This window comes from Massilia sp. LXY-6, from assembly GCF_051233485.1.
Classification (GTDB): domain Bacteria; phylum Pseudomonadota; class Gammaproteobacteria; order Burkholderiales; family Burkholderiaceae_D; genus Telluria.
Map to the genome: position 1 here is coordinate 59,629 of NZ_JBKFGF010000006.1, position 19,144 is coordinate 78,772.

Annotated in this window: 23 protein-coding genes and 1 other RNA gene; 8 read left to right on the top strand and 16 right to left on the bottom strand. The window is 65.6% G+C overall.

Annotation, left to right across the window (positions count from 1 at the left end):
• Window positions 1-8: 8 nt before the first annotated feature.
• Window positions 9-1,082 (bottom strand): porin, encoded by a 1,074-nt coding sequence (locus tag ACI48D_RS03250; RefSeq protein WP_435569771.1) that lies wholly within the window; start codon window positions 1,080-1,082, stop codon window positions 9-11.
• 101 nt (window positions 1,083-1,183) lie between these two features.
• Entirely contained in the window at window positions 1,184-2,740 is a 1,557-nt protein-coding gene (garD, locus tag ACI48D_RS03255; RefSeq protein ID WP_435569772.1) for a galactarate dehydratase, read from the bottom strand.
• Window positions 2,741-2,841: 101 nt separating this feature from the next.
• On the opposite strand from garD, the gene ACI48D_RS03260 reads away from it, so the two are divergent.
• Window positions 2,842-3,594: a FadR/GntR family transcriptional regulator gene (locus ACI48D_RS03260; protein WP_435569773.1), complete on the top strand. Its 753-nt coding sequence runs from the start codon at window positions 2,842-2,844 to the stop codon at window positions 3,592-3,594.
• A 12-nt stretch (window positions 3,595-3,606) separates the two neighbouring features.
• On the opposite strand, the gene ACI48D_RS03265 is transcribed toward ACI48D_RS03260, so the two are convergent.
• Both ACI48D_RS03265 and ACI48D_RS03270 read right to left on the bottom strand, forming a co-directional pair.
• Entirely contained in the window at window positions 3,607-4,644 is a 1,038-nt protein-coding gene (locus tag ACI48D_RS03265; RefSeq protein ID WP_435569774.1) for a hypothetical protein, read from the bottom strand.
• Window positions 4,645-4,891: 247 nt separating this feature from the next.
• Window positions 4,892-6,100 (bottom strand): MFS transporter, encoded by a 1,209-nt coding sequence (locus ACI48D_RS03270; protein ID WP_435569775.1) that lies wholly within the window; start codon window positions 6,098-6,100, stop codon window positions 4,892-4,894.
• 74 nt (window positions 6,101-6,174) lie between these two features.
• Between ACI48D_RS03270 and ACI48D_RS03275 the strand changes: the two genes are divergently transcribed.
• Window positions 6,175-6,966, top strand: coding sequence for an AraC family transcriptional regulator (locus ACI48D_RS03275; protein WP_435569776.1), 792 nt, complete (start codon window positions 6,175-6,177; stop codon window positions 6,964-6,966).
• A gap of 158 nt (window positions 6,967-7,124) precedes the next feature.
• Here ACI48D_RS03275 and ACI48D_RS03280 read toward each other — a convergent pair whose 3' ends face one another.
• Window positions 7,125-7,571: a hypothetical protein gene (locus ACI48D_RS03280; protein ID WP_435569777.1), complete on the bottom strand. Its 447-nt coding sequence runs from the start codon at window positions 7,569-7,571 to the stop codon at window positions 7,125-7,127.
• Window positions 7,572-7,757: 186 nt separating this feature from the next.
• Here ACI48D_RS03280 and ACI48D_RS03285 point away from each other — a divergent pair, with 186 nt between their 5' ends.
• The gene (locus ACI48D_RS03285; RefSeq protein ID WP_435569778.1) at window positions 7,758-9,230 is read left to right on the top strand and encodes a serine hydrolase domain-containing protein; all 1,473 of its coding nucleotides are present in this window, start codon (window positions 7,758-7,760) and stop codon (window positions 9,228-9,230) included.
• A gap of 54 nt (window positions 9,231-9,284) precedes the next feature.
• Here ACI48D_RS03285 and ACI48D_RS03290 read toward each other — a convergent pair whose 3' ends face one another.
• From ACI48D_RS03290 to groES, 3 genes are all read right to left on the bottom strand, one after another.
• Window positions 9,285-9,722: a hypothetical protein gene (locus tag ACI48D_RS03290; RefSeq protein ID WP_435569779.1), complete on the bottom strand. Its 438-nt coding sequence runs from the start codon at window positions 9,720-9,722 to the stop codon at window positions 9,285-9,287.
• Window positions 9,723-9,811: 89 nt separating this feature from the next.
• The gene (groL, locus tag ACI48D_RS03295; RefSeq protein ID WP_435569780.1) at window positions 9,812-11,458 is read right to left on the bottom strand and encodes a chaperonin GroEL; all 1,647 of its coding nucleotides are present in this window, start codon (window positions 11,456-11,458) and stop codon (window positions 9,812-9,814) included.
• A 41-nt stretch (window positions 11,459-11,499) separates the two neighbouring features.
• A complete protein-coding gene (gene groES, locus ACI48D_RS03300; protein ID WP_435569781.1) occupies window positions 11,500-11,790 on the bottom strand; it encodes a co-chaperone GroES in 291 nt (96 codons plus the stop codon).
• 286 nt (window positions 11,791-12,076) lie between these two features.
• On the opposite strand from groES, the gene ACI48D_RS03305 reads away from it, so the two are divergent.
• The 4 genes from ACI48D_RS03305 (at window position 12,077) to ACI48D_RS03320 (ending at window position 13,413) form a co-directional block, all read left to right on the top strand.
• Entirely contained in the window at window positions 12,077-12,328 is a 252-nt protein-coding gene (locus tag ACI48D_RS03305) for a hypothetical protein (protein ID WP_435569782.1), read from the top strand.
• A complete protein-coding gene (locus tag ACI48D_RS03310; RefSeq protein WP_435569783.1) occupies window positions 12,325-12,636 on the top strand; it encodes a cell division protein ZapA in 312 nt (103 codons plus the stop codon). The genes ACI48D_RS03305 and ACI48D_RS03310 overlap by 4 nt, the downstream gene beginning before the upstream one ends.
• Before the next feature lie 44 nt (window positions 12,637-12,680).
• A non-coding RNA gene (ssrS, locus tag ACI48D_RS03315) (6S RNA) lies at window positions 12,681-12,861 on the top strand.
• Between the two features lie 72 nt (window positions 12,862-12,933).
• Window positions 12,934-13,413: an EVE domain-containing protein gene (locus tag ACI48D_RS03320; protein ID WP_435569784.1), complete on the top strand. Its 480-nt coding sequence runs from the start codon at window positions 12,934-12,936 to the stop codon at window positions 13,411-13,413.
• On the opposite strand, the gene ACI48D_RS03325 is transcribed toward ACI48D_RS03320, so the two are convergent.
• The 4 genes from ACI48D_RS03325 to ACI48D_RS03340 form a co-directional block, all read right to left on the bottom strand.
• Window positions 13,406-13,609 carry a hypothetical protein gene (locus ACI48D_RS03325; protein ID WP_435569785.1) on the bottom strand — a complete coding sequence of 68 codons (204 nt, stop codon included), beginning with the start codon at window positions 13,607-13,609 and terminating at the stop codon, window positions 13,406-13,408. The genes ACI48D_RS03320 and ACI48D_RS03325 overlap by 8 nt on opposite strands.
• Before the next feature lie 50 nt (window positions 13,610-13,659).
• Complete coding sequence (gene lgt / locus ACI48D_RS03330; RefSeq protein ID WP_435569786.1) at window positions 13,660-14,475, bottom strand: prolipoprotein diacylglyceryl transferase; 816 nt, start codon at window positions 14,473-14,475, stop codon at window positions 13,660-13,662.
• Between the two features lie 2 nt (window positions 14,476-14,477).
• The gene (locus ACI48D_RS03335; protein WP_435569787.1) at window positions 14,478-15,371 is read right to left on the bottom strand and encodes a LysR family transcriptional regulator; all 894 of its coding nucleotides are present in this window, start codon (window positions 15,369-15,371) and stop codon (window positions 14,478-14,480) included.
• Between the two features lie 83 nt (window positions 15,372-15,454).
• Window positions 15,455-15,679 carry a TIGR04438 family Trp-rich protein gene (locus ACI48D_RS03340; protein ID WP_435569788.1) on the bottom strand — a complete coding sequence of 75 codons (225 nt, stop codon included), beginning with the start codon at window positions 15,677-15,679 and terminating at the stop codon, window positions 15,455-15,457.
• 167 nt (window positions 15,680-15,846) lie between these two features.
• Here ACI48D_RS03340 and ACI48D_RS03345 point away from each other — a divergent pair, with 167 nt between their 5' ends.
• Complete coding sequence (locus ACI48D_RS03345; RefSeq protein ID WP_435569789.1) at window positions 15,847-16,155, top strand: c-type cytochrome; 309 nt, start codon at window positions 15,847-15,849, stop codon at window positions 16,153-16,155.
• A 71-nt stretch (window positions 16,156-16,226) separates the two neighbouring features.
• Here the strand turns inward: ACI48D_RS03345 and ACI48D_RS03350 are convergent, their stop codons facing one another.
• The 4 genes from ACI48D_RS03350 to ACI48D_RS03365 all read right to left on the bottom strand — a co-directional run bounded on the left by ACI48D_RS03350 (window position 16,227) and on the right by ACI48D_RS03365 (window position 19,125).
• The gene (locus ACI48D_RS03350) at window positions 16,227-17,369 is read right to left on the bottom strand and encodes a branched-chain amino acid ABC transporter substrate-binding protein (RefSeq protein WP_435569790.1); all 1,143 of its coding nucleotides are present in this window, start codon (window positions 17,367-17,369) and stop codon (window positions 16,227-16,229) included.
• Window positions 17,370-17,502: 133 nt separating this feature from the next.
• The gene (locus ACI48D_RS03355; protein WP_435569791.1) at window positions 17,503-17,973 is read right to left on the bottom strand and encodes a hypothetical protein; all 471 of its coding nucleotides are present in this window, start codon (window positions 17,971-17,973) and stop codon (window positions 17,503-17,505) included.
• On the bottom strand, window positions 17,970-18,395 hold the full coding sequence (locus tag ACI48D_RS03360) for a DNA polymerase III subunit chi (RefSeq protein ID WP_435569792.1): 426 nt from the start codon (window positions 18,393-18,395) through the stop codon (window positions 17,970-17,972). Before ACI48D_RS03360 ends, ACI48D_RS03355 begins: the two co-directional genes overlap by 4 nt.
• A gap of 13 nt (window positions 18,396-18,408) precedes the next feature.
• The gene (locus tag ACI48D_RS03365) at window positions 18,409-19,125 is read right to left on the bottom strand and encodes a DUF4124 domain-containing protein (protein WP_435569793.1); all 717 of its coding nucleotides are present in this window, start codon (window positions 19,123-19,125) and stop codon (window positions 18,409-18,411) included.
• Between the last annotated feature and the right edge of the window lie 19 nt (window positions 19,126-19,144).

Sequence of the window (19,144 nt, forward strand, 5' to 3'; positions counted from 1 at the left end):
GACTCTCCTTAGAACACGTGGCGGATACCCAGGTTGTAACCGGTGTTGCCGGTGCCGGTCTCGGTATTGTTGGCCACAGTGTAGCCTGCGCCGTTCCTGTTATCGATATGGCCGTAGGCGGCGTACAGGCCGGTGCGCTTGGACAGGCCATACAGATAGCCGATGCCCCAGGCGTTGGCATCCTGGTTGAAGGCGGTGCGGTCGTCCTTGTGCATGACCGAGAACATCAGCGTGCCCGGGCCGATCGGCGCGGACAGGCCCAGCAGCACTTCGCGGCCGTCGGTCGACGGGGTCGGCTTGACGCCGCCGTATGGGTTGTTGGCATTGCCCAGCGTGGCGGCGTTGGTGCCCTTGTCGATGCCGTACGCAAAGCGCAGCGACGCCATCGGCAGTTCCCAGGCGGCGGTCAAGAGGGTGTTGCGGCCCAGCGAGCGGCTGACGGCGGGCGTGGTGCCGGTGGCGGCGACGTCGGTGTTCTTGCTGTTGTAGGCCACGCGCAGGGCCAGCGGACCGTTGGCATAGCCGACCGCGCCGCCGTACTGGCGTCCGGCCGAGAAGGTGGTCTGCTCGCCCATCGCGTAGGCCAGTTCGCCGTCGAAGCCGTTCAGCTTCGGCGATTTATAGGTGATCGTGTTGCTGGTGCGGACGTTCGAGCCGTTGTCCGGGAACAGGTTCTTCGAGGTGCCCGCATAGCCGGTGCCGAACGGGTCGACCGCGACCAGCGCCAAGTGCCAGGGAGTGTACTGGCGGCCCAGTGCGACCTGGCCGGCGGCGCCCTTCAGGCCGACGAAGGCCTGGCGGTTGAAGATGGTGCCGGCGGCGTCGACCTCGCCGGTGTCGATCTTGACGCCGGTCTCCAGCGTGAAGAAGGCGGACAAGCCGCCGCCCAGGTCTTCGGTGCCGCGGAAGCCGATGCGCGAGGCCGAGGCGGCGCCGCTGGTGATCTTGGTGGACGGGCTGGCGACGCCGCCGCGTTCGCTGACCAGCGCCGCGTCCATGATGCCGTAGATATTCACCGAGGTTTGCGCCTGGGCTGCTGCGCCGGCCGCCAGGCCGAGAATCAGGGCTGCTGCTTTCTTCATGCTGCTGTCTCCTTGTGGGTTGTTATGGGTAGGGGCGTGCGCGGGCCGCGCCGGCTTCTTTTGAAAAGCCGGACGCGGCAAGTGCCGGTGAACATCGGGAGTTAGGTCACCGGGGCCGGGTTGAACAGCGCCAGCGCGTTATGCAGGCGCCAGTGCTCGGCCCAGGTTTTCTTGCGTCCGCTGGCGACGTCGAGGATGAACTGGAACAGTTCCCAGCCGACGTCCGGGATGGTGGCTTCGCCGGTGGCGATGCGGCCGGCGTTGATGTCCATGAGGTCGTGCCAGCGGCGCGCCAGGTCGTCGCGGGTGGCGACCTTCACCACCGGCACCGCCGCCAGGCCGTAGGGCGTGCCGCGGCCGGTGGTGAACACGTGCACGTTCATGCCGGCGGCCAATTGGAGTGTCCCGCAGATGAAATCGCTGGCCGGGGTGGCGGCGTAGATCAGGCCCTTCTGCTGCAGCTTCTCGCCCGGCGACAGCACGCCCGAGATCGGGCTGGTGCCGGACTTGATGATCGAGCCCATCGCCTTTTCGACGATGTTGGCCAGGCCGCCCTTCTTGTTGCCGGGGGTGGTGTTGGCGCTGCGGTCGACGCCGCCGCGCTTCAGGTATTCGTCGTACCAGGCCATTTCGCGGATCATGGCCTCGGCCGTGGCTTCGTCGATGGCGCGCGCGGTCAGCTGGTCGATGCCGTCGCGGACTTCGGTCACTTCCGAGAACATCACGGCCGCGCCGGCGCGCACCAGCAGGTCGCTGGCGAAGCCGACCGCCGGGTTGGCGGTCACGCCGGAGAAGGCATCGCTGCCGCCGCACTGCACGCCGACGACCAGATCGGACGCCGGGCAGGTCTCGCGCCGGCGCGCGTTCAGTTCCATCAGGTGCCGCTCGGCGGTGTCCATGATCGATTCGATCATCGAGCTAAAACCCACGTGGGCATTGTCCTGCAGGCAGACGTGGTCCGGACCGGCGACGTCGCGGATGGGGAGTGCCCCGGCCGGGAACAGGCGCCCCGGCTGCAGCTTCTCGCAACCCAGGCTCACCAGCATCGCGCGGCCGCCGAAGTTCGGGTTTTTCGCGATGTTGCGCAGGGTGCGGATCGGGATCTCGGCGCCGGGAGCCTCGATCGCCACGCCGCAGCCGTAGGTGTGGTCCAGGCTGACGACGTCGTCGACGTTCGGGTATTTGGGCAGCAACTCGTCCTTGATGCGCTTGACGGCGAATTCGACCACGCCCGAAACGCACTGCACCGTGGTGCTGATGGCGAGGATGTTGCGGGTGCCGACCGAACCGTCCGGGTTGCGGTAGCCTTCGAAGGTGTAGCCTTCCAGCGGGGGCAGGGGATCTGGGCGGATCGTGGCGATGGGCAGGTTGTCGAGCTCGCGGGCCGGCGGCATGCCGACCAGGGATTCCTCGACCCAGCTGCCTTTTTCGATATCGCGCAGCGCATGGCCGATGGCGACGTTGTAGCGCAGGATGGCTTCACCCTGGGCGATGGGGCGCAGCGCCACCTTGTGTCCTTGCGGGACCTTGTCCTTCAGTACCAGGCCGTCGGGGAAGACGGTACCGGCAGGCAGGCCGCCATCGTTGGCGACGATGGCGACGTTATCGTTGTCGTGCATCCGGATGCTGCGTGGCGCTCCGGTGGATTCTGACCGCATTGTTTGCCTCCGTGCTTGTGTTGCTCTGTATAAGGTCAGTTGTCTGACGTCTTACAAGCTGAAGGCCAGTATAATCAGGCATTCTTGAAATAGCAATCGACATGATGCTTCCTACCACACCCAGAAAGCCCCGCAACCTCGCCCAGCAGGTGGTGGCGCAGCTGACCGAGCACATTCGTCATGGCGAGCTGCATCCCGGCGACAAGCTGCCGACCGAAACGGAAATCATGGTGGAGCAGGGCGTCAGCCGCAGCGTGGTGCGCGAGGCGATCTCGCGCCTGCAGGCCGCGGGCCTGGTCGAGACGCGGCACGGGATCGGCACCTTCGTGCTGCCGCCGCCGCCGCCCATGATGGGCATCGATCCGGCCACCGTGGTCACGGTGCGCGACGTGATCGCCCTGCTGGAACTGCGGATCGGCCTGGAGACCGAAGCGGCCGGGCTGGCGGCGGCGCGCCGCAGCGAGGCCCAGCTGGCCGAGGTGCGCGCGGCGCTGGCGGCCCTGCAGCACGCCGCACGCCGTGGCGAGGACAACGTCGAGCTGGACCAGCGCTTCCACCTGGCGATCGCCGAGGCCTCCGGCAACGACTACTTCCGTGCCATCCTGCAGCACCTGGGCGCGAACATCATCCCGCGGGCGCGCATCAATTCGGCCCGCCTGACCCATGCCGATCCGGTGGCCTACATGGAACAGGTGGGGCGCGAACACGAGCAGATCGTCGACGCCATCGCGCGCGGAGACGCCGAGGCGGCCAGGGCCGCGATGCGCCTGCACATCGGCAACAGCCGCGAGCGGCTGCGCAAGGCCCAGGACCAGCTGGAAGCGGCCCAGGACCTGGGAGCGGTCCCGGTATAGACGTCTGATGTCTTAACCCGGGCTGACCCTGTTCCAGCCATGCTTTACGGCATCTTTGAAGTTTTCCCAGGAAGAGAGCTGGCCGGGATGGCGCGCTTCCCAGCCGGCCTTCAGGTCCGGCTCGACCTCGCCCCAGTCGTGGCTGCGGTAGATTTCGCTGCGCCGGGCCTCGCTGCCGTACAGATAGGCCGGCGCATGCTCGCCGTAGTCGCTGCCGCCGCTACCGTTCGCGTATCGTGCATTCCAGTGGGTACGGTAGTAACTGTCTTCGTCGATGTCCGGTGACGTACTGTCCCAGCCGCGGCGCACGGCGGCACGGGCTTCGTCCCAGTCCGGGGCGCCGGGTTCGCGCATCTTCCAGCCGCTTTCGAGGTCCGGCTCGACTTCGTCCCAGGAACGATTGCGGTACTTGTCACTGGTACGCATCGCTTTGCCAAAACCGTAGGCGGCCATGTCGCCGCCGCTGTCCCTGTCCGCATCGGCCAACGGGAACGGCATGTGGCCGAAGGGGGGTTCCTCGTCCACGCGTGGCCATGGCGAGAACGTTTCCATCGGTTCTTCGAAGGTGTTGCCGGTTGGCGGTGCTCCGGCATTCTGGGTGCCGAAGTAGTGGCTGTCTTCATGGGCCCGGTACTGCAGGGCGCCCGGCCCGGTGCCTGGCGGGTAGACCGAACCCGGCCCGACGGCATCTGTCCAGGCATTGCGCATGCTCATGCCGGCAGTGCTTTGCTCCCACTCGCCAGGCACATCCTCGATGCCGACCGGCCGGAAGCGCTGGATGATGCCAATGGCGCGCTCGGCATCCGGTTCGGAATCGGCGGTGACCGTGACGACGTGACGTCCCTGCATGAACGCGGCGGCATTCGCCATCGCGTGCTTGTGCTGCAGGGAAGTAAACAGTCGCGCCAGGTTATGCCTGACCGAGGCGCCCAGTCCTTCCGCGTCCGACAGCGCCGTATCGGCGCGCGAATATCCGCAAGCCAGTAATTCGTCCAGAACGTGCTGGGCATCGCTTCGGTGAGCGAAAACCGCTTTCAAGGTATGGCGCATGATGTCCTCCCCAGTGTCATCGTTGCAAGCAGGGTGGCCATCGATTTCCGCTAGAGATCTCGCACGGCTCCCTGTACCACTTGCGTCGTGCCGGAGAGTGGCCGTCGCTGACGGCCGTGTTCCATGCGTTTCCGTTGAATTGCTGCGACCAGGCAGGTGCGGGTCACTTCATGCAGTACGGCGCTTGGATGATAAAAGCATACTCCGAATCGGCGCATGCTGCGCCGTGTTTTTCAGCGTGAGCTGCTCAAGCGCGGGACTTTTCCATATTCGGCAGCAGCGCGGCGAGGATCCCCAGCAGCGGCAGGAAGGACGCAATCCGGTACACCTGCTCGATGCCGGCAACGTCGGCAATATGCCCCATCGCGGCGGCGCCGATGCCGCTGATGCCGAACATCAGGCCGAAGAAGATCCCGGCGATCATGCCGACCTTGCCCGGCACCAGCTCCTGGGCAAACACCACGATGGCCGAGAAGGCCGAGGACATCACCAGCCCGATCACTACCGACAGCACACCGGTCCAGAACAGGCTGGCGTAGGGCAGGGCCAGCGTGAACGGTGCCGCGCCCAGAATCGAGACCCAGATCACGCGCTTGCGGCCGATGCGGTCGCCGATCGGGCCGCCGGCGAAGGTGCCGACCGCCACCGAGGCCAGGAACAGGAACAGGTACATCTGCGCGGTGCCGACCGGCACGTGGAATTTCTCGATCAGGAAGAACGTGTAGTAGCTCGACAGGCTGGCCATGTAGATGTACTTCGAGAACACCAGCATCGCCAGCACCGCCAGCGCCTGGAACACGCGCTTGCGCGGCAGCGGCGGGCCGGCGTGCGCGGCCGCCTTCTTCGACGCGTTTTTCAGGTGGCTGCCGTACCAGCGGCTCACGCCCACCAGCACCATTACCGCCAGCACGACCAGCACCGCGCACCAGGCGAACTTGCCGTGGCCGCGGCCGACCAGGATCGCGGCCGCCAGCAGCGGGCCGAGCGCCGAGCCGAGGTTGCCGCCGACCTGAAACAGCGACTGGGCGAAGCCGAAGCGCCCGCCCGAGGCCAGGCGCGCCACCCGCGACGCCTCCGGATGGAAGGTCGAGGAACCGACCCCGATCATGCCGGCGCCCAGCAGCAGCATGCCGAAGCTGCCCGCCATCGACAGCAGGGCCACGCCCAGCAGGGTCATGCACATCCCCATCGGCAGCAGGAAGGGGATCGGGCGCTTGTCGGTGTACAGGCCGATCCAGGGCTGCAGCAGCGAGGCGGTGCATTGGAAGGTCAGGGTAATCAAGCCTACTTGCGCGAAGCTGAGCGCGAACTCCTGCTTGAGCAAGGGGTAGATCGCCGGCAGCGCGGCCTGCACGCAGTCGTTCAGCAGGTGGACGAAGGCGACCGAAAACAGGATTTGCAGGACGGTGCCGGTTTGCGCGGTCCTGGTACCGGTGGTAGTCGTCGAGATGGTCATGGCAAGGCTGATCTGGATGGCCCGCCAGTGTAATATGGGTAATTCGAACGCATATTCCATTATTCGTCGCCCAAGTGACACTCTCGCCTTCCCCACGCTTCCGCCCGAAATTCCTCGCGCTGCCGCGCCGCGTGACGGCGGTGCCGTCCGAAGCCCGGCACGGCGAGACGATCGAAGCCCACAGCCACCCCTGGGTGCAGCTGCTGTACGCCAGCGAGGGCGTGATGCGGGTGCGCACGGAGCACGGCGTGTGGCTCATCCCGCCGCGCCGCGCGCTCCTGATCGCGCCCGGCGTGCTGCACGAGCTGACCATGCTCAGCCACGTGAATATGCGCACCCTCTACATCGACGCCGACGCGGCCGCCAGCCTGGTCGCCGATTGCCGGGTGCTGGAAGTGAGCCCGCTGCTGCGCGAGCTGATCCTGGCGCTGGCGCTGGAACCGGTCGATTATCCGCCGGACGGCCGCGGCGGCGACCTGGCGCGCTTGATCCTGTCCGAGCTGGCGGCGATGGAGACGGTGCCGATCGCCGTGCCGTGGCCGCGCGACCGCCGCCTGCAGGCCCTGTGCGCGGAGATCATGGGGCGGCCGGGCAGCCCGCGCCGGCTGGACGACCTTGCTTCGGACGCCGGCGCCAGCGTGCGCACCCTGATCCGCCTGTTCCCGAAGGAGACCGGGCTGCATTATCGGCAGTGGGTGCAGCAGGTGCACCTGGCGCATGCTTTCGAGATGCTGGCGCGCGGGGAAGGCGTCGGCGCGATCGCGCGCACGCTGGGCTATGCCAGCCCGAGCGCGTTCACGAACATGTTCAGGAAATTGCTGGGCAGGACGCCCCAGCATTACCTGGCGGAGTGGCGTGGACGATAGGAGCCGCCGGCCGGGGGAGGAGTGGCACCGTCGCGTTTGCATGCGGCGGCACCTCACAGCCAGCGGCGCTGACTACGATAAGCGCATTAACGTGCAGCAGATTTGCGTTCCATCAAACGCATCACGTCGTTCCCGCGTAGGCGGGAACCCAGGTTTTGTCAGTTCGATTTTAATTCGACGCGCTGGATATTGCGGCGCCACTCGGACACCGACTGCAGGGTGTCGGTGTCCGCATCCTCGACCAGGATATCGTCGCCATTCTTCGCGACCAGGAAGCTGGCGCGGCGGTGCACGTTCTGCTTGCGGTTCTCGACGAAGCTGAGCTGGTAATAGGATTTGCCGTCGATGACGCGCGGGGCGGGATCGTCCTCGATCACGGCGCCGTGCACCTTGCCGTGCGAGGCTTTCTCGATCTGTTCCGACCATGCCTTGATCTCCGGCAGCGCCATCAGCTGGGCGATGGCCTGGTCGCGCGTGCGCGCAGGCGCGGCGGGCGCCTCGGCGACGACCGGCTTGGGCGGCGGCGGCGCTTCGCGCTTGCAGGCGGCAAGAACGCACAGGGCGAGCAGGGTGGCGCCGAGCAGGCGGGCAGGATGCGTGGACATGGATGGAGAGCTGGTGGACCAAAAAACCAGTCTACACCTAGCATAGTTCTTGGGCAACATCCGGTGGCCTGGCGCTGGCCATGAATGCCATGGAGAAGCATCAGGTACTGCTACAGTGTGGAATAAATTATTGCTGATATGCCGCGTTCGGTGCTAGAGTCAGCTTGACAAGGACCAGCCTGAGTGATGCCCATGTGGAAACCGTCCAGCCAGCTCCGTTCCGCCGCTCTGTTCCTGTGCGCCGCCGCATGGGCGGTCGGCGCCCCGGCCGAGCCAGCCGACGCCGACATGGCCGCGGCCGCACGCATCGAGCGCGTCGAGAACGGTTTGCGCCACCCGGTCGCGGTACGCGGCGAGCCGGCCAGGACCATGGCACTGGCCGAGCGCATGCGCGCCTTGCACGTGCCGGGGCTGAGCGTGGCCGTGATCGACGGCGGCAAGCTTGCGTGGGCGCAGGCCTACGGGGTTGCCGATGCCGCCAGCGGCCGTCCGGCCACGCCGGATACCTTGTTCCAGGCCGCGTCGATCAGCAAGCCCGTCACCGCCATCCTGAGCATGCGGCTGGCGGGGCAGGGCAGGATCGGGCTCGACGAAGACATCAACCGGCGCCTGCGCGCATGGAGGCTGCCCGGCGCGCAGGCCGTTACCGCGCGCTCCCTGTTGAGCCATACGGCCGGCATGCCGCCGGGCGGCGTGCCGGGCTACGGCGCCGCCGAGCCTTTGCCGACCCTGGTACAAGTGCTGGAGGGAGCGCCGCCGGCGCACAATCCGAAGGCCGAGGTCCAGGCCGTGCCGGGCAGCCGCTACGCGTATTCGAGCCTCGGGTATGCCGTACTCCAGCAATACCTGATCGACGCCGCCGGCCGCCCTTTCGAAGACCTTGCGCGCGACGGCGTATTCGCACCGCTGGGCATGCGCGACAGCCTGTTCGCCGAGGCGCCGCCATCCCGGCTGGCGGCGCGCGTCGCCTACGGCCATGCGCCGGACGGCAGCGTCATCGAAGGCCGCTGGCGCCGCTATCCGGAACTGGCGGCGGCCGGCCTGTGGAGTACCGCAAGCGACCTAGCACGCATGGTGATCGCGCTGCAGCGCGCAGCTGGCGGCCACGGCGGGCCATTCCTGAGCCAGGGCCAGGCAGACATGCTGTTCACGCCGGTGGGCAAGGACTACGGACTGGGTTTCGAACTCGACCATCAGGGAATGCAGCGTGTTTTTCACCATAGCGGGGCGAACGGCGGCTACCAGGCGCTGATGTTCGGCTACGTGGGAAGCGGGCAGGGCGCGGTCGTCCTGGCCAACGGCGCCGGCGCCTGGCCGCTGATCGAGGAACTGATGCGCAGCATCGCGACCGAGTATGGCTGGCAGGATTACCGGGCCGTCGAACGGACGGCTGCACCGGCGAACGCCGCCTTGTACGAGCGCTTCGCAGGCGACTACCAGGTCTCGAACATCGTGCTGCACGTCGAGCGCCGCGGCGAGCGGCTGTACATGTCCGGACCGCCGCTGGGACCCGACCCGGTCGAGCTGGTGCCGGCCGGCGACGTCGACTACTTCATCCGCGAGAAGGACGCGAGCGTGCGTTTCGAGATGAACGGCGAGGGGCCGGTGCAGACGCTGAGCTTCGTCGACGGCAGGTCGCGCCAGGGCAAACGACGCTGACCGTGTGACGGCGGGAAGCCGGCGCCGGCTTCCGGGTCCCTCGGCGCACCGTGGCTAGGTTGCCGGCTTGGCCGGGTCGAATTCCAGCCCATGCTGCCGGCACCAGCCTTCCAACGCGGTGCGGGTTTCATCCTCGCGGAAGCGGTACCAGGCGTCGAGCACGCCGCGCTCCTCGAGCAGGCGGGCGAAGCGCTCGTAGCCGTCGCCGCGTTCGAAGAGTTCACGCACCGTTTCGCGGTCGCCGGGCAGGTGGCCGGCGGCAAAGCGGAACATCAGTTCGCGGCCCAGGCCGAGCTCGCTGGCGGCGGGCACCGACACGTACTGGCCGCTGACCTCGATGTCGCCCGGCAGCGGCGCTTCCTCGTCCATGTACTCGTCGTTGAGCAGGTGGATCATGCCGGTCTCGCGCGACACCAGGGCTTTGGCGCTGCCCTCGCCGTCGTCGACCAGGATGGCCGCGTTTTCCAGTTCGTCCAGTTTGATCGATGCCATTCACTTGCCCCCATGACGTAAAAAAGCCCGCGGGGCGAACCCCGCGGGCTTTACTTTACTACGTCGGTTGGCTTGCGCCGTCCGGCTGATTACATCATGCCGTCCATGCCGCCCATGCCACCCATGCCGCCCATGCCGCCCATGCCGCCGGCCGGCTTGTCTTCGACGATCTCGGAGACCATGCAGTCGGTGGTCAGCATCAGGCCGGCGATCGACGCTGCGTTCTGCAGTGCCGAGCGGGTGACCTTGGCCGGATCCAGCACGCCCATTTCGACCATGTCGCCATAGGTGCCGTTGGCGGCGTTGTAGCCGTAGTTGCCGGTGCCGGCCAGGACGGCGGACACCACGACCGACGGCTCTTCACCGGCGTTCTGGACGATCATGCGCAGCGGCTCTTCCATCGCGCGCAGCACGATCTTGATGCCGGCTTCCTGGTCCGGGTTGTCGCCTTGCACGTTGATCGCAGCGCGGGCACGCAGCAGGGCCACGCCGCCGCCAGGAACGATGCCTTCTTCGACGGCAGCGCGGGTGGCGTGCAGCGCGTCTTCCACGCGTGCTTTCTTCTCTTTCATTTCGACTTCGGTCGCGGCACCGACGCGGATCACGGCAACGCCGCCGGCCAGCTTGGCCACGCGTTCCTGCAGTTTTTCGCGGTCGTAGTCCGAGGTCGCTTCTTCGATCTGGACGCGCACCATCTTGACGCGTGCTTCGATCGCTTCGGCGGCGCCGGCGCCATCGATGATGATGGTGTTTTCCTTGCCGACTTCGATGCGCTTGGCCTGGCCCAGCTCTGCCAGGGTGACTTTTTCCAGGGTCAGGCCGACTTCTTCGGCGATGACCTGGCCGCCGGTCAGGATGGCGATGTCTTCCAGCATGGCCTTGCGGCGGTCGCCGAAGCCCGGGGCCTTGACGGCGACGGTCTTCAGGATGCCACGGATGTTGTTGACCACCAGGGTCGCCAGCGCTTCGCCTTCGATGTCTTCGGCGACGATGACCAGCGGACGGCCGGCTTTCGCAACTTGCTCCAGCACCGGCAGCAGGTCACGGATGTTCGAGATCTTCTTGTCGCACAGCAGGACGAACGGGTTCTCGTGAACGGCAACCTGCTTGTCCGGGTTGTTGATGAAGTAAGGCGACAGGTAGCCGCGGTCGAACTGCATGCCTTCGACGATGTCCAGCTCGTCGTTCAGCGACTTGCCGTCTTCGACGGTGATGACGCCTTCCTTGCCGACTTTTTCCATCGCTTCGGCGATGCGCTCGCCAACGGACGCGTCCGAGTTGGCCGAGATGGTGCCGACCTGGGCGATCTCTTTCGAGGTGGTGGTCGGGCGGGCGATCTTCTTCAGTTCTTCGACGGTGGCGATGACGGCCTTGTCGATGCCGCGCTTCAGGTCCATCGGGTTCATGCCGGCGGCAACGAACTTCATGCCTTCGCGCACGATGGCTTGTGCCAGCACGGTCGCGGTGGTGGTGCCGTCACCGGCGTTGTCGCTGGTCTTCGACGCGACTTCCTTCACCATCTGCGCGCCCATGTTCATGAGCTTGTCTTTCAGTTCGATCTCTTTCGCGACCGAGACGCCGTCCTTGGTGACGGTCGGGGCGCCGAACGAACGGTCCAGCACCACGTTGCGGCCTTTCGGGCCCAGGGTGACTTTGACTGCGTTGGCCAGGATGTTCACACCCTCGACCATCTTGGCGCGTGCCACATCGCCGAAAATTACGTCTTTAGCTGCCATGTTCTATTTCTCCGTATTCAGGAAGTCTGTATTGGACTAAATTACTGGGCCACGACGGCCATGATGTCTTCTTCGCGCATGACCAGCAGTTCGTCGCCATTGACCTTGACGGTCTGGCCCGAGTACTTGCCGAACAGCACGCGGTCGCCGACTTTCACTTCCAGCGGACGGACGTTGCCGTTTTCTTGCACTTTGCCGTTGCCCACGGCGAGAATCTCACCCTGGTCCGGTTTCTCGGCCGCTGCCTCTGGAATGATCAGGCCGGACGCAGTTTTGGTTTCCTGGTCGAGACGCTTCACGATCACGCGATCGTGCAATGGGCGAAGGTTCATGCAAAACTCCTTTGATTGTTGATTGACTGTTCGTTTGAAACCGCCCCGGATTCGGCGGCGGGCGAGGAGCTGTTAGCACTCCTCACTAACGAGTGCTAATTATAGGGACGATAATTTCCCTTTTCAAGCAGAGATGTTGGCAATTTGCCAGACTTTTTTGAGGATTCGCAATCGGCTGGGCCTGCGCAGGGCAGGAAAGCGCAAAAGCCTACCATTCATTTCTTGAAACCTGCGCACGGCACGGCATCCTGTTGACGAAAAATCGATCTCGATCCTATAGTTACGGATGATTTCCGAATTCCAAGAACTGTCCGATAAAATCGACCGTCTCGCCCAGCTGGCCCAGTCGCTGCGCGGCGAGAACTATCTATTGCGCCAGGCCAACGCTTTGCTGAGCGCGGAGAACGTCGATTTCAAGAACCGGCTGCTGCAGGCCCAGCAACGCGTCGAAGCGATGCTGGCCCAGCTGGAACCCGCCGACCCCAGCCCTGAAGCGGGCGAGGCACCCACCCCCGACGACGCCGAGGCCGCCCAATGATCCACCTTGACGTGCTTATCATGGGCCAGTCGTATCGCCTGGCCTGCCGGGAAGGCGAGCAGCACACGCTGCGCGAAGCGGTCCACTACCTCGACAGCAAGATGTGCGCGCTGCGCGACTCGGGCAAGGTCAAGGGCACCGACCGCATCGCCGTCATGGCCGCGCTGTCGGTGACGGCCGAACTCCTGTCCGTGAAGTCGCCGCAAGGCCCGCTCGGAGACCAGTCCATGCTCGAAGTCAAGCAGAAACTGGAAGCGATGCATTCGGTGTTGGATCAGGCCTTGTCGCCGCAGGAAAATCTGCTTTAAGGCCAAATTCGTTTGACATGGCAGTTCATCGTAGTAAACTGCCGTCTACCCTGCGGTGTTCGAGATTTGCCATATATTCCTTGAACCATTCTTTCGCATAGGTTGCGGGACATGTTCGGTGGGCGCGATCGTCACTAGTTTGACGAACCCGAAATCGAGCTGACTGCGACCACCTTGAGCCTTTAGGTTCGGGATGCCGGCAAAAACGGCACAGGCGGGGCATAATCCCGAAGCGGTTGCGACACTTGCGTGCGCAGCCGCTTTTTTATTGGTGCTGTTGTTCGTGGAGTGAAGCGCATGCGCTACTGGTTGATGAAATCCGAACCCGATGAAGTCAGTTTCGACGACGTCCTCGCGGCACCGCATAAAACGGTGGCGTGGTTCGGGGTGCGCAATTACCAGGCCCGCAATTTCATGCGCGACCAGATGCAGCCCGGCGACGGCATCCTGTTCTACCACTCCAGCTGCGCGGTGCCGGGCGTGGCGGGCATCGCGCGGGTCGCCAGTACGCCGTATGCGGATGCCTCGCAGTTCGAAGATGGTGGAAAGTACTTCGATCCGAAGGCGACGCCGGAAAATCCGCGCTGGATTTCGGTCGACGTGCAGGCGGTGGCCCAGGGCCGCTATCTGCCGCTGACGGAATTGCGCGGCGTGCCGGAACTCGAGGACATGGTGCTGCTGCAGAAGGGCAGCCGGCTGTCGGTGTCGCCGGTGACGCCGGGGCAGTGGCAGCGGATCCTCCAACTGGCGGGCGTTGGACCAAGCGCGCCTAACTGACGCCGATCAGGGTGTCGCGCCGCAGGCGCAGGCGCGTGTGCGGCGTGCGGATGCCGGCGTACATGCCCCAGGCCGCGGCCCAGCGCAAGCCCTGGTCCGTGGCTGCGCCGAAGGGCCGGGCCGCGGCGGCCCGCCTCAAGGCGATCGACATGCGCCGCATCGCATACAGCTTTTTTGGTGACAATGCCTTGCTCATGGGATGACCATAAACGCATCGTCATCCCCTTGCGGTGCTGTACTTAACGTTTAAGCGTGTACGGTGCGCTTGCCGTTGCCCGAGTAGGCCCATCCCAGCATCAACAGGCCGGCCACGATCATCGGCAGCGACAGCACCTGGCCGGAGGTGATCGGCATGCCCATCACGTGGGTCTCCCAGTCCGGCACGCGGAAGTATTCGGTGAAGAAGCGTGCGCAGCCGTACAGCAGGGTATAGAGGGCGCCGACCGCCAGGCGCGGCCTGGGCTTCCTGGCAAAGATCCACATGATGACGAACACCAGGATGCCGTCGACCAGCATCTGGTACAGCGGCGACGGATGGACCAGGTGGTCCTCGATGCCCGGCCACTTCATGGCCCAGGGCAGGGAAGGGTCGGCCAGGCGGCCCGGCAGCTCGTGGTTGATGAAGTTGCCCAGGCGGCCGCAGGCATAGCCGATCGGCACCATCGGCGCGATGAAGTCGTACACGTCGAGCAGGTTGCGCTTGCGCTTCCTGGCCCATAACGCCATCGCCAGCAGCACGCCGATGAAGCCGCCGTGGTAGGACATGCCGCCTTCCCAGGTCTTGAAGATCTCGATCGGGTTCGCGAAGTAGTGGGCCGGCTGGTAGAACAGCACTTCGCCCAGGCGTCCGCCGATCACCACGCCGAGCATCCCGTAGAACAGCATGTCGTCGAGGTCTTCCCTGGTCCAGCCCTGGGCCTGGATGTGCGGCTGGGTCTTGATGCGTACGCGGCCGAGGATGATGAACAGGGCGAAGGCGAGCACGTACATGATGCCGTACCAGTGGATGGCCAGGGGGCCGATGTGGAAGGCGACGGGATCCGGGTTCGGATGGACGAGCATGATCAGTGATTCCTCAGTAGTTCCAGAAAGCCCTTCAGCACCGGCGACGCGTTGCCGCGGCGCCAGGCGATGCCGGTCTCGACCAGCGGGGTCGGGTCCGCGAGGGCACGGTATTCTACGCCGGTCCGCATCAGGTTGGACACCGATTGTGGCACAAGTGCCAAGCCCATGCCGCCGGACACCAGGCTGACGATGGTCTGCATCTGGATCGCCAGCTGGCCGATCACGGGGGTGATGCCGGCCGCGCGGAAGCAGGACAGGATGGCGTCGTGCAGGGCCGGCGAGATATCCCTCGGGAAGATGATCAGGGGCAGGCGCGGTAGGTCCTGCAGGCGCACGGGCGCGCGATCCCGAAGTACCTCGAGTCCGGCCGGTGCGCACAGGATCAGCGGCTCTTCCAGCACCTTCATGTAATCGAGTTCGTCGAGGGCCTTGTCGGGCAGCGGCGGGATCAGGAAGCCGGCGTCGACGCGTCCGCGCAGCAGCGCATCAAACTGCACGTCGGAGGTCGCTTCGAGCAGATTCAGGTGGACGCCTGGGTAGCGCTCGCTGTAGCGGCGCAGGAAGGGCGGCAGCACGCTGTAGTCGCAGGAGGTGACGAAGGCCAGCGAGAGGCGTCCCGCTTCGCCGGCGGCGGCACGGCGCGCCAGTTCCGGCAGCGCGTCGGCCTCGAGCAGCAGGCGGCGGGCTTCGGGCAGCAGGGCACTGCCGGCCGGGGCCAGCTCGACGGTACGGCGGTTGCGCACGAACAGTGGCGCACCCAGCAACTCTTCGAGCGCCGCGATGGCCTGCGACAGCGGCGGCTGCGTCATGTGCAGCCGCGCCGCCGCCCGGCCGAAATGCAGCTCCTCGGCGACGGTGACGAAGTAGCGCAGCTGGCGAAGTTCCAGGCTCATGTGATATGGAGTTAGCACAAACCGGGGTCAGAGCCCGATTTTGGGCAATTTCCAAAAATCGGGCTCTGACCCCGGTTTGAGGTTTATTTATGTTTGTCGAAGGTTTGCTTGACACGCTCTTTGCGGCGCGCGTCGTCGGCCTTGTGCTCCTTTTTCTTGTCCAGGCCGAGCAGCTTTTCGATGAATTCGAACCAGATGAAGGCGACTACCGCCAGCAGGGCGATCCACCACCAGGACAGTTGGGCGAAGCGCCAGACGTCGAAAAAGCGCAGGACGACCAGGGCGGCTAACAGGAGGATGAGCGGCATGAGAATTCCTTTCGGCGTTCATCTTACAATAATAGTGCTTCGCAGCAACGGAATCCTGCCCTTCCGTCAACCAAAATGTGTATCAGCCGTTACCGACTGTATCCCTGCTGCCCTTGCAAGGGAAACAGGATAGAATCTGCACAGGATTTCACTTTGGAGAGTACGGAATGAAACGTTCCCTGATGATGTTGATGGCGGTCTCGGCGTTGGTGTCGAGTAGCGCCTTCGCGCAAGCCGACCTGGCAAAGGCCAAGAACTGCATGGCGTGCCACGCGATCGGCACCAAGCTGGTCGGTCCTGCCTACAAGGACGTTGCTGCCAAGTACGCGGGCCAGAAAGGCGCCGAGGACAAGCTGGTGCAAAAAGTCATGAAGGGCGGTTCAGGCGTCTGGGGGCCGGTGCCGATGCCGGCCAATCCGCAGGTCAGCGAGGCCGAAGCCCATAGCCTGGTCAAGTGGGTGCTGTCGCAAAAATAAGCTGCGCCGGCCCGATGAAAAAGCGCCCCATGAGCAGGGCGCTTTTTTCATGTCCGCTCGCGGATCAAGGTTCAGCGCACCACGTCGATCTTGCTGCGCTTGCCGCCCTTGTAGGTGTACAGGGTCAGGGCGCCGTCCTTGATGTCGCCGTTCTGGTCGAACTGGATGGTCCCGGTCACGCCCTCGTACTTGATGGCCTTGAGGGTCGGCAGGTACTTGGCCGGATCGGCCGATTTGGCGTTCTGCATCGCGGTCGTCATCACCATCACCGAGTCGTACACATAGGGCGCGTACAGCTGCACGTCCTGGTTGAACTTCTTCTTGTAGCGGGCGCGGAAGTCGTCCATCACCTTTTCCTGCGGTCCCTTGACGCCGCCCGCTTCGGCGCAGATCACCTTGCCGTCGACGAGGCCGTCGCCGGCCAGGCGGCCCAGCGCCTCGGTGCACATGCCGTCACCGCCCATGAAGGTCGCCTGGATGCCCAGCGCCTTCATCTGCTTGAGCATGGGGCCGGCCACCGAGTCCATCCCGCCGAAGAAGATCAGGTCCGGCTTCTTCGCCTTGATCGAGGTGAGGATGGCGGTGTAGTCGGTCGCCTTGTCGCTGGTGAATTCGCGGCCCGCGATGCGCATCCCGGCGGCCTTGGCGCCCTTCACGAATTCGTCCGCCACGCCCTGGCCGTAGGTGGTGCGGTCGTCGATGATGGCGATGTTCTTCACCTTCAGGGTGTTGGCCGCATACTTCGCCAGCGTGCCGCCCAGCTTGGCGTCGCTCGCCACCACGCGGAAGGCGCCCGGGAAGTGCTGGCGGGTGTAGGCGGGGGCGGTGGTGGCCGGCGAGATCTGCACGATGCCGGCGTCGTTGTAGATCTTGGAGGCCGGCACCGTGGTGCCCGAGTTCAGGTGGCCGATCACGCCGTTGACCTTGGCGTCGACCAGCTTTTGCGCGACCGCCGTGCCCTGCTTGGGATCGGCGCCGTCGTCCTCGGAGATCAGCTGCAGCGTGACCTTCTGGCCGTTGATCGTGAACCCCTTGGCGTTGAGTTCGTCGATCGCCATGCGCGCGGCGTTCTCGTTGTCCTTGCCGAGGTGGGCGCTAGGTCCGGAGATCGGCGCCACATGGCCGATCTTGACGACTTGCTGGGCCCAGGCGGAACCGGTGAAGGCCAGCGCGACGGCGGCCGGGAAGAGGGCGAATTTGATGGTGGCCTGCATGCTTTGTCTCCAGGGAGTGTTAATTACGCAAGGCAAAGGTACATCAAATCCCGGACTTGGCAAAGCTTTATGAAGCGATGCACATGACGGGTGCACGCACGCCCCGCAACGGGGCGGAAAGGCAGCGAAACGCTCAGGCCCGGCGCGCGCTCAGGTGGGCCAGTTCCTGCTGGACGGCGCGGGCGACGACGTGTTCGATCGACTGCTGCAGCGCGGCCCGCAGCTCCTGGCCCAGGCGCTCGGCGACGTGGTCGAGCACGATCGCCATCTGGTCGCGCACCTGGTCTTCCAGCACCAGATCGATGCGCGGCTGCAGGCGGTCCAGCACGCGCGTGACCAGGCGCTCCTCGAGGGTGCGCCAGGCGTCGTCGTCGAGGGCCTGGGCCGGTGCCGCTTCGGCCGGCGCAGTCCCGGCCGCTACGTCAGGAACGGGAATCGCCCCGGTATCGTCGGTGGCGGGCGGCGGAGCGCCGGCGGCAGCGTCGCCGGACGGCGCAGGGGCCGGCACCTCGTCCGGCACCTCGTCCGGCATGGCGGCCGGCGCCGGCTCGGCCACGACCTCGGTCAGTACCGGGATCTCGTCGAAGGAGGGGGTGTCGCTCATGATTGGCCTGCCACGAAATGGGTCAGCGGATACGACTGCTTGCGGTAGGCGACGTAGCGGGCACGCCCGGCAGCGGCGTCTTCCTCGTCGGTCGAGATGATCTCGAACACGCGCGCGAAGCGGTCGAAGCCCTCGGGAGTGCGGCGGGTCAGGTTGACCAGCATGTCGCGGTGCGGCAGCTCGGCGCGCTCGTCGACCGTGACGATCACCGGCGTCTCGGGCGCCAGCGGGTCGCCGGCCATCACGTGCGGGATGAAATCGGTGCCGGACAGGGTCCACAGGGCTTCGTTCAACTGGTCGGCCTGGTCGCTGGTCTCGGCCAGCAGCACGACCTTGCCGCGCGCGGCATAGGCCTTGCGCACCAGCCGGCAGGCGTAGCCGAGCTTGTCGGGGATATTGGTATGGAAGTCGATCCGGGTCATGGCGGTAAATGCGTCAGAATTGAAAACCGGGGGGCGCATTGCCCGTTGGCTGCTTGGGGGGCGGTGCGGACGGGCGGCGCGGCTGCTGCTCGGCGGCCTGGGCCGCGGCTTCGTCGGGCGGCGCGGCATTCTTCTCGCGTGCGGGCGGGACCGGCAGGCCGGCCGCGGGTGCGGCTGCTTGCGGCGCGGCGTACTGGTAGCCTGAAGGCAGCTGGGTCGAGCGCGGATAGGCGGCCGCGCTCAGGGCATCCTGCCAGGCGGCGTCCTGGAAGCCGACGATCTTGCGGCTGCCCACCACCAGCACGGGCAGTTCCAGCTTGCCGCCGAGTTGGCGCAGCAGCTCCTTGTCCTCGTCGGTGTCGACGGTTTTTTCGGTATAGGGGATGCCGCGGGCGCGCAGCAGGGCACGGCCCTGGTCGCAGGCGGCGCACCCGGTGCGTGCCGTGGTGTACAGTGTGACCGGGCTGGCCTTCACGGCCCGCGCCAGTTCGTAGGGCAGGGCGCTCCGGCCTTCCGCCTGGGATGGCGTCTTGAGCTGGCTGGCGGCGCGCTGCGGCGGCGGACTGTCGCCGTAATGGACCGTGCCCTGGGCATCGGTCCATTTATATACCTGGGCAGCAGCGGGAAGATGTGCAGCGAGGCAGGCGAGCAGCAGATATAGCAAACCCGGCAGGCCCGGCAGCCTGTGCCGCCCGCGCCGTCCGCCGTCCTGGTACCGCCTGCTCCTCATGTGCTCTCCCGTGCAGGCC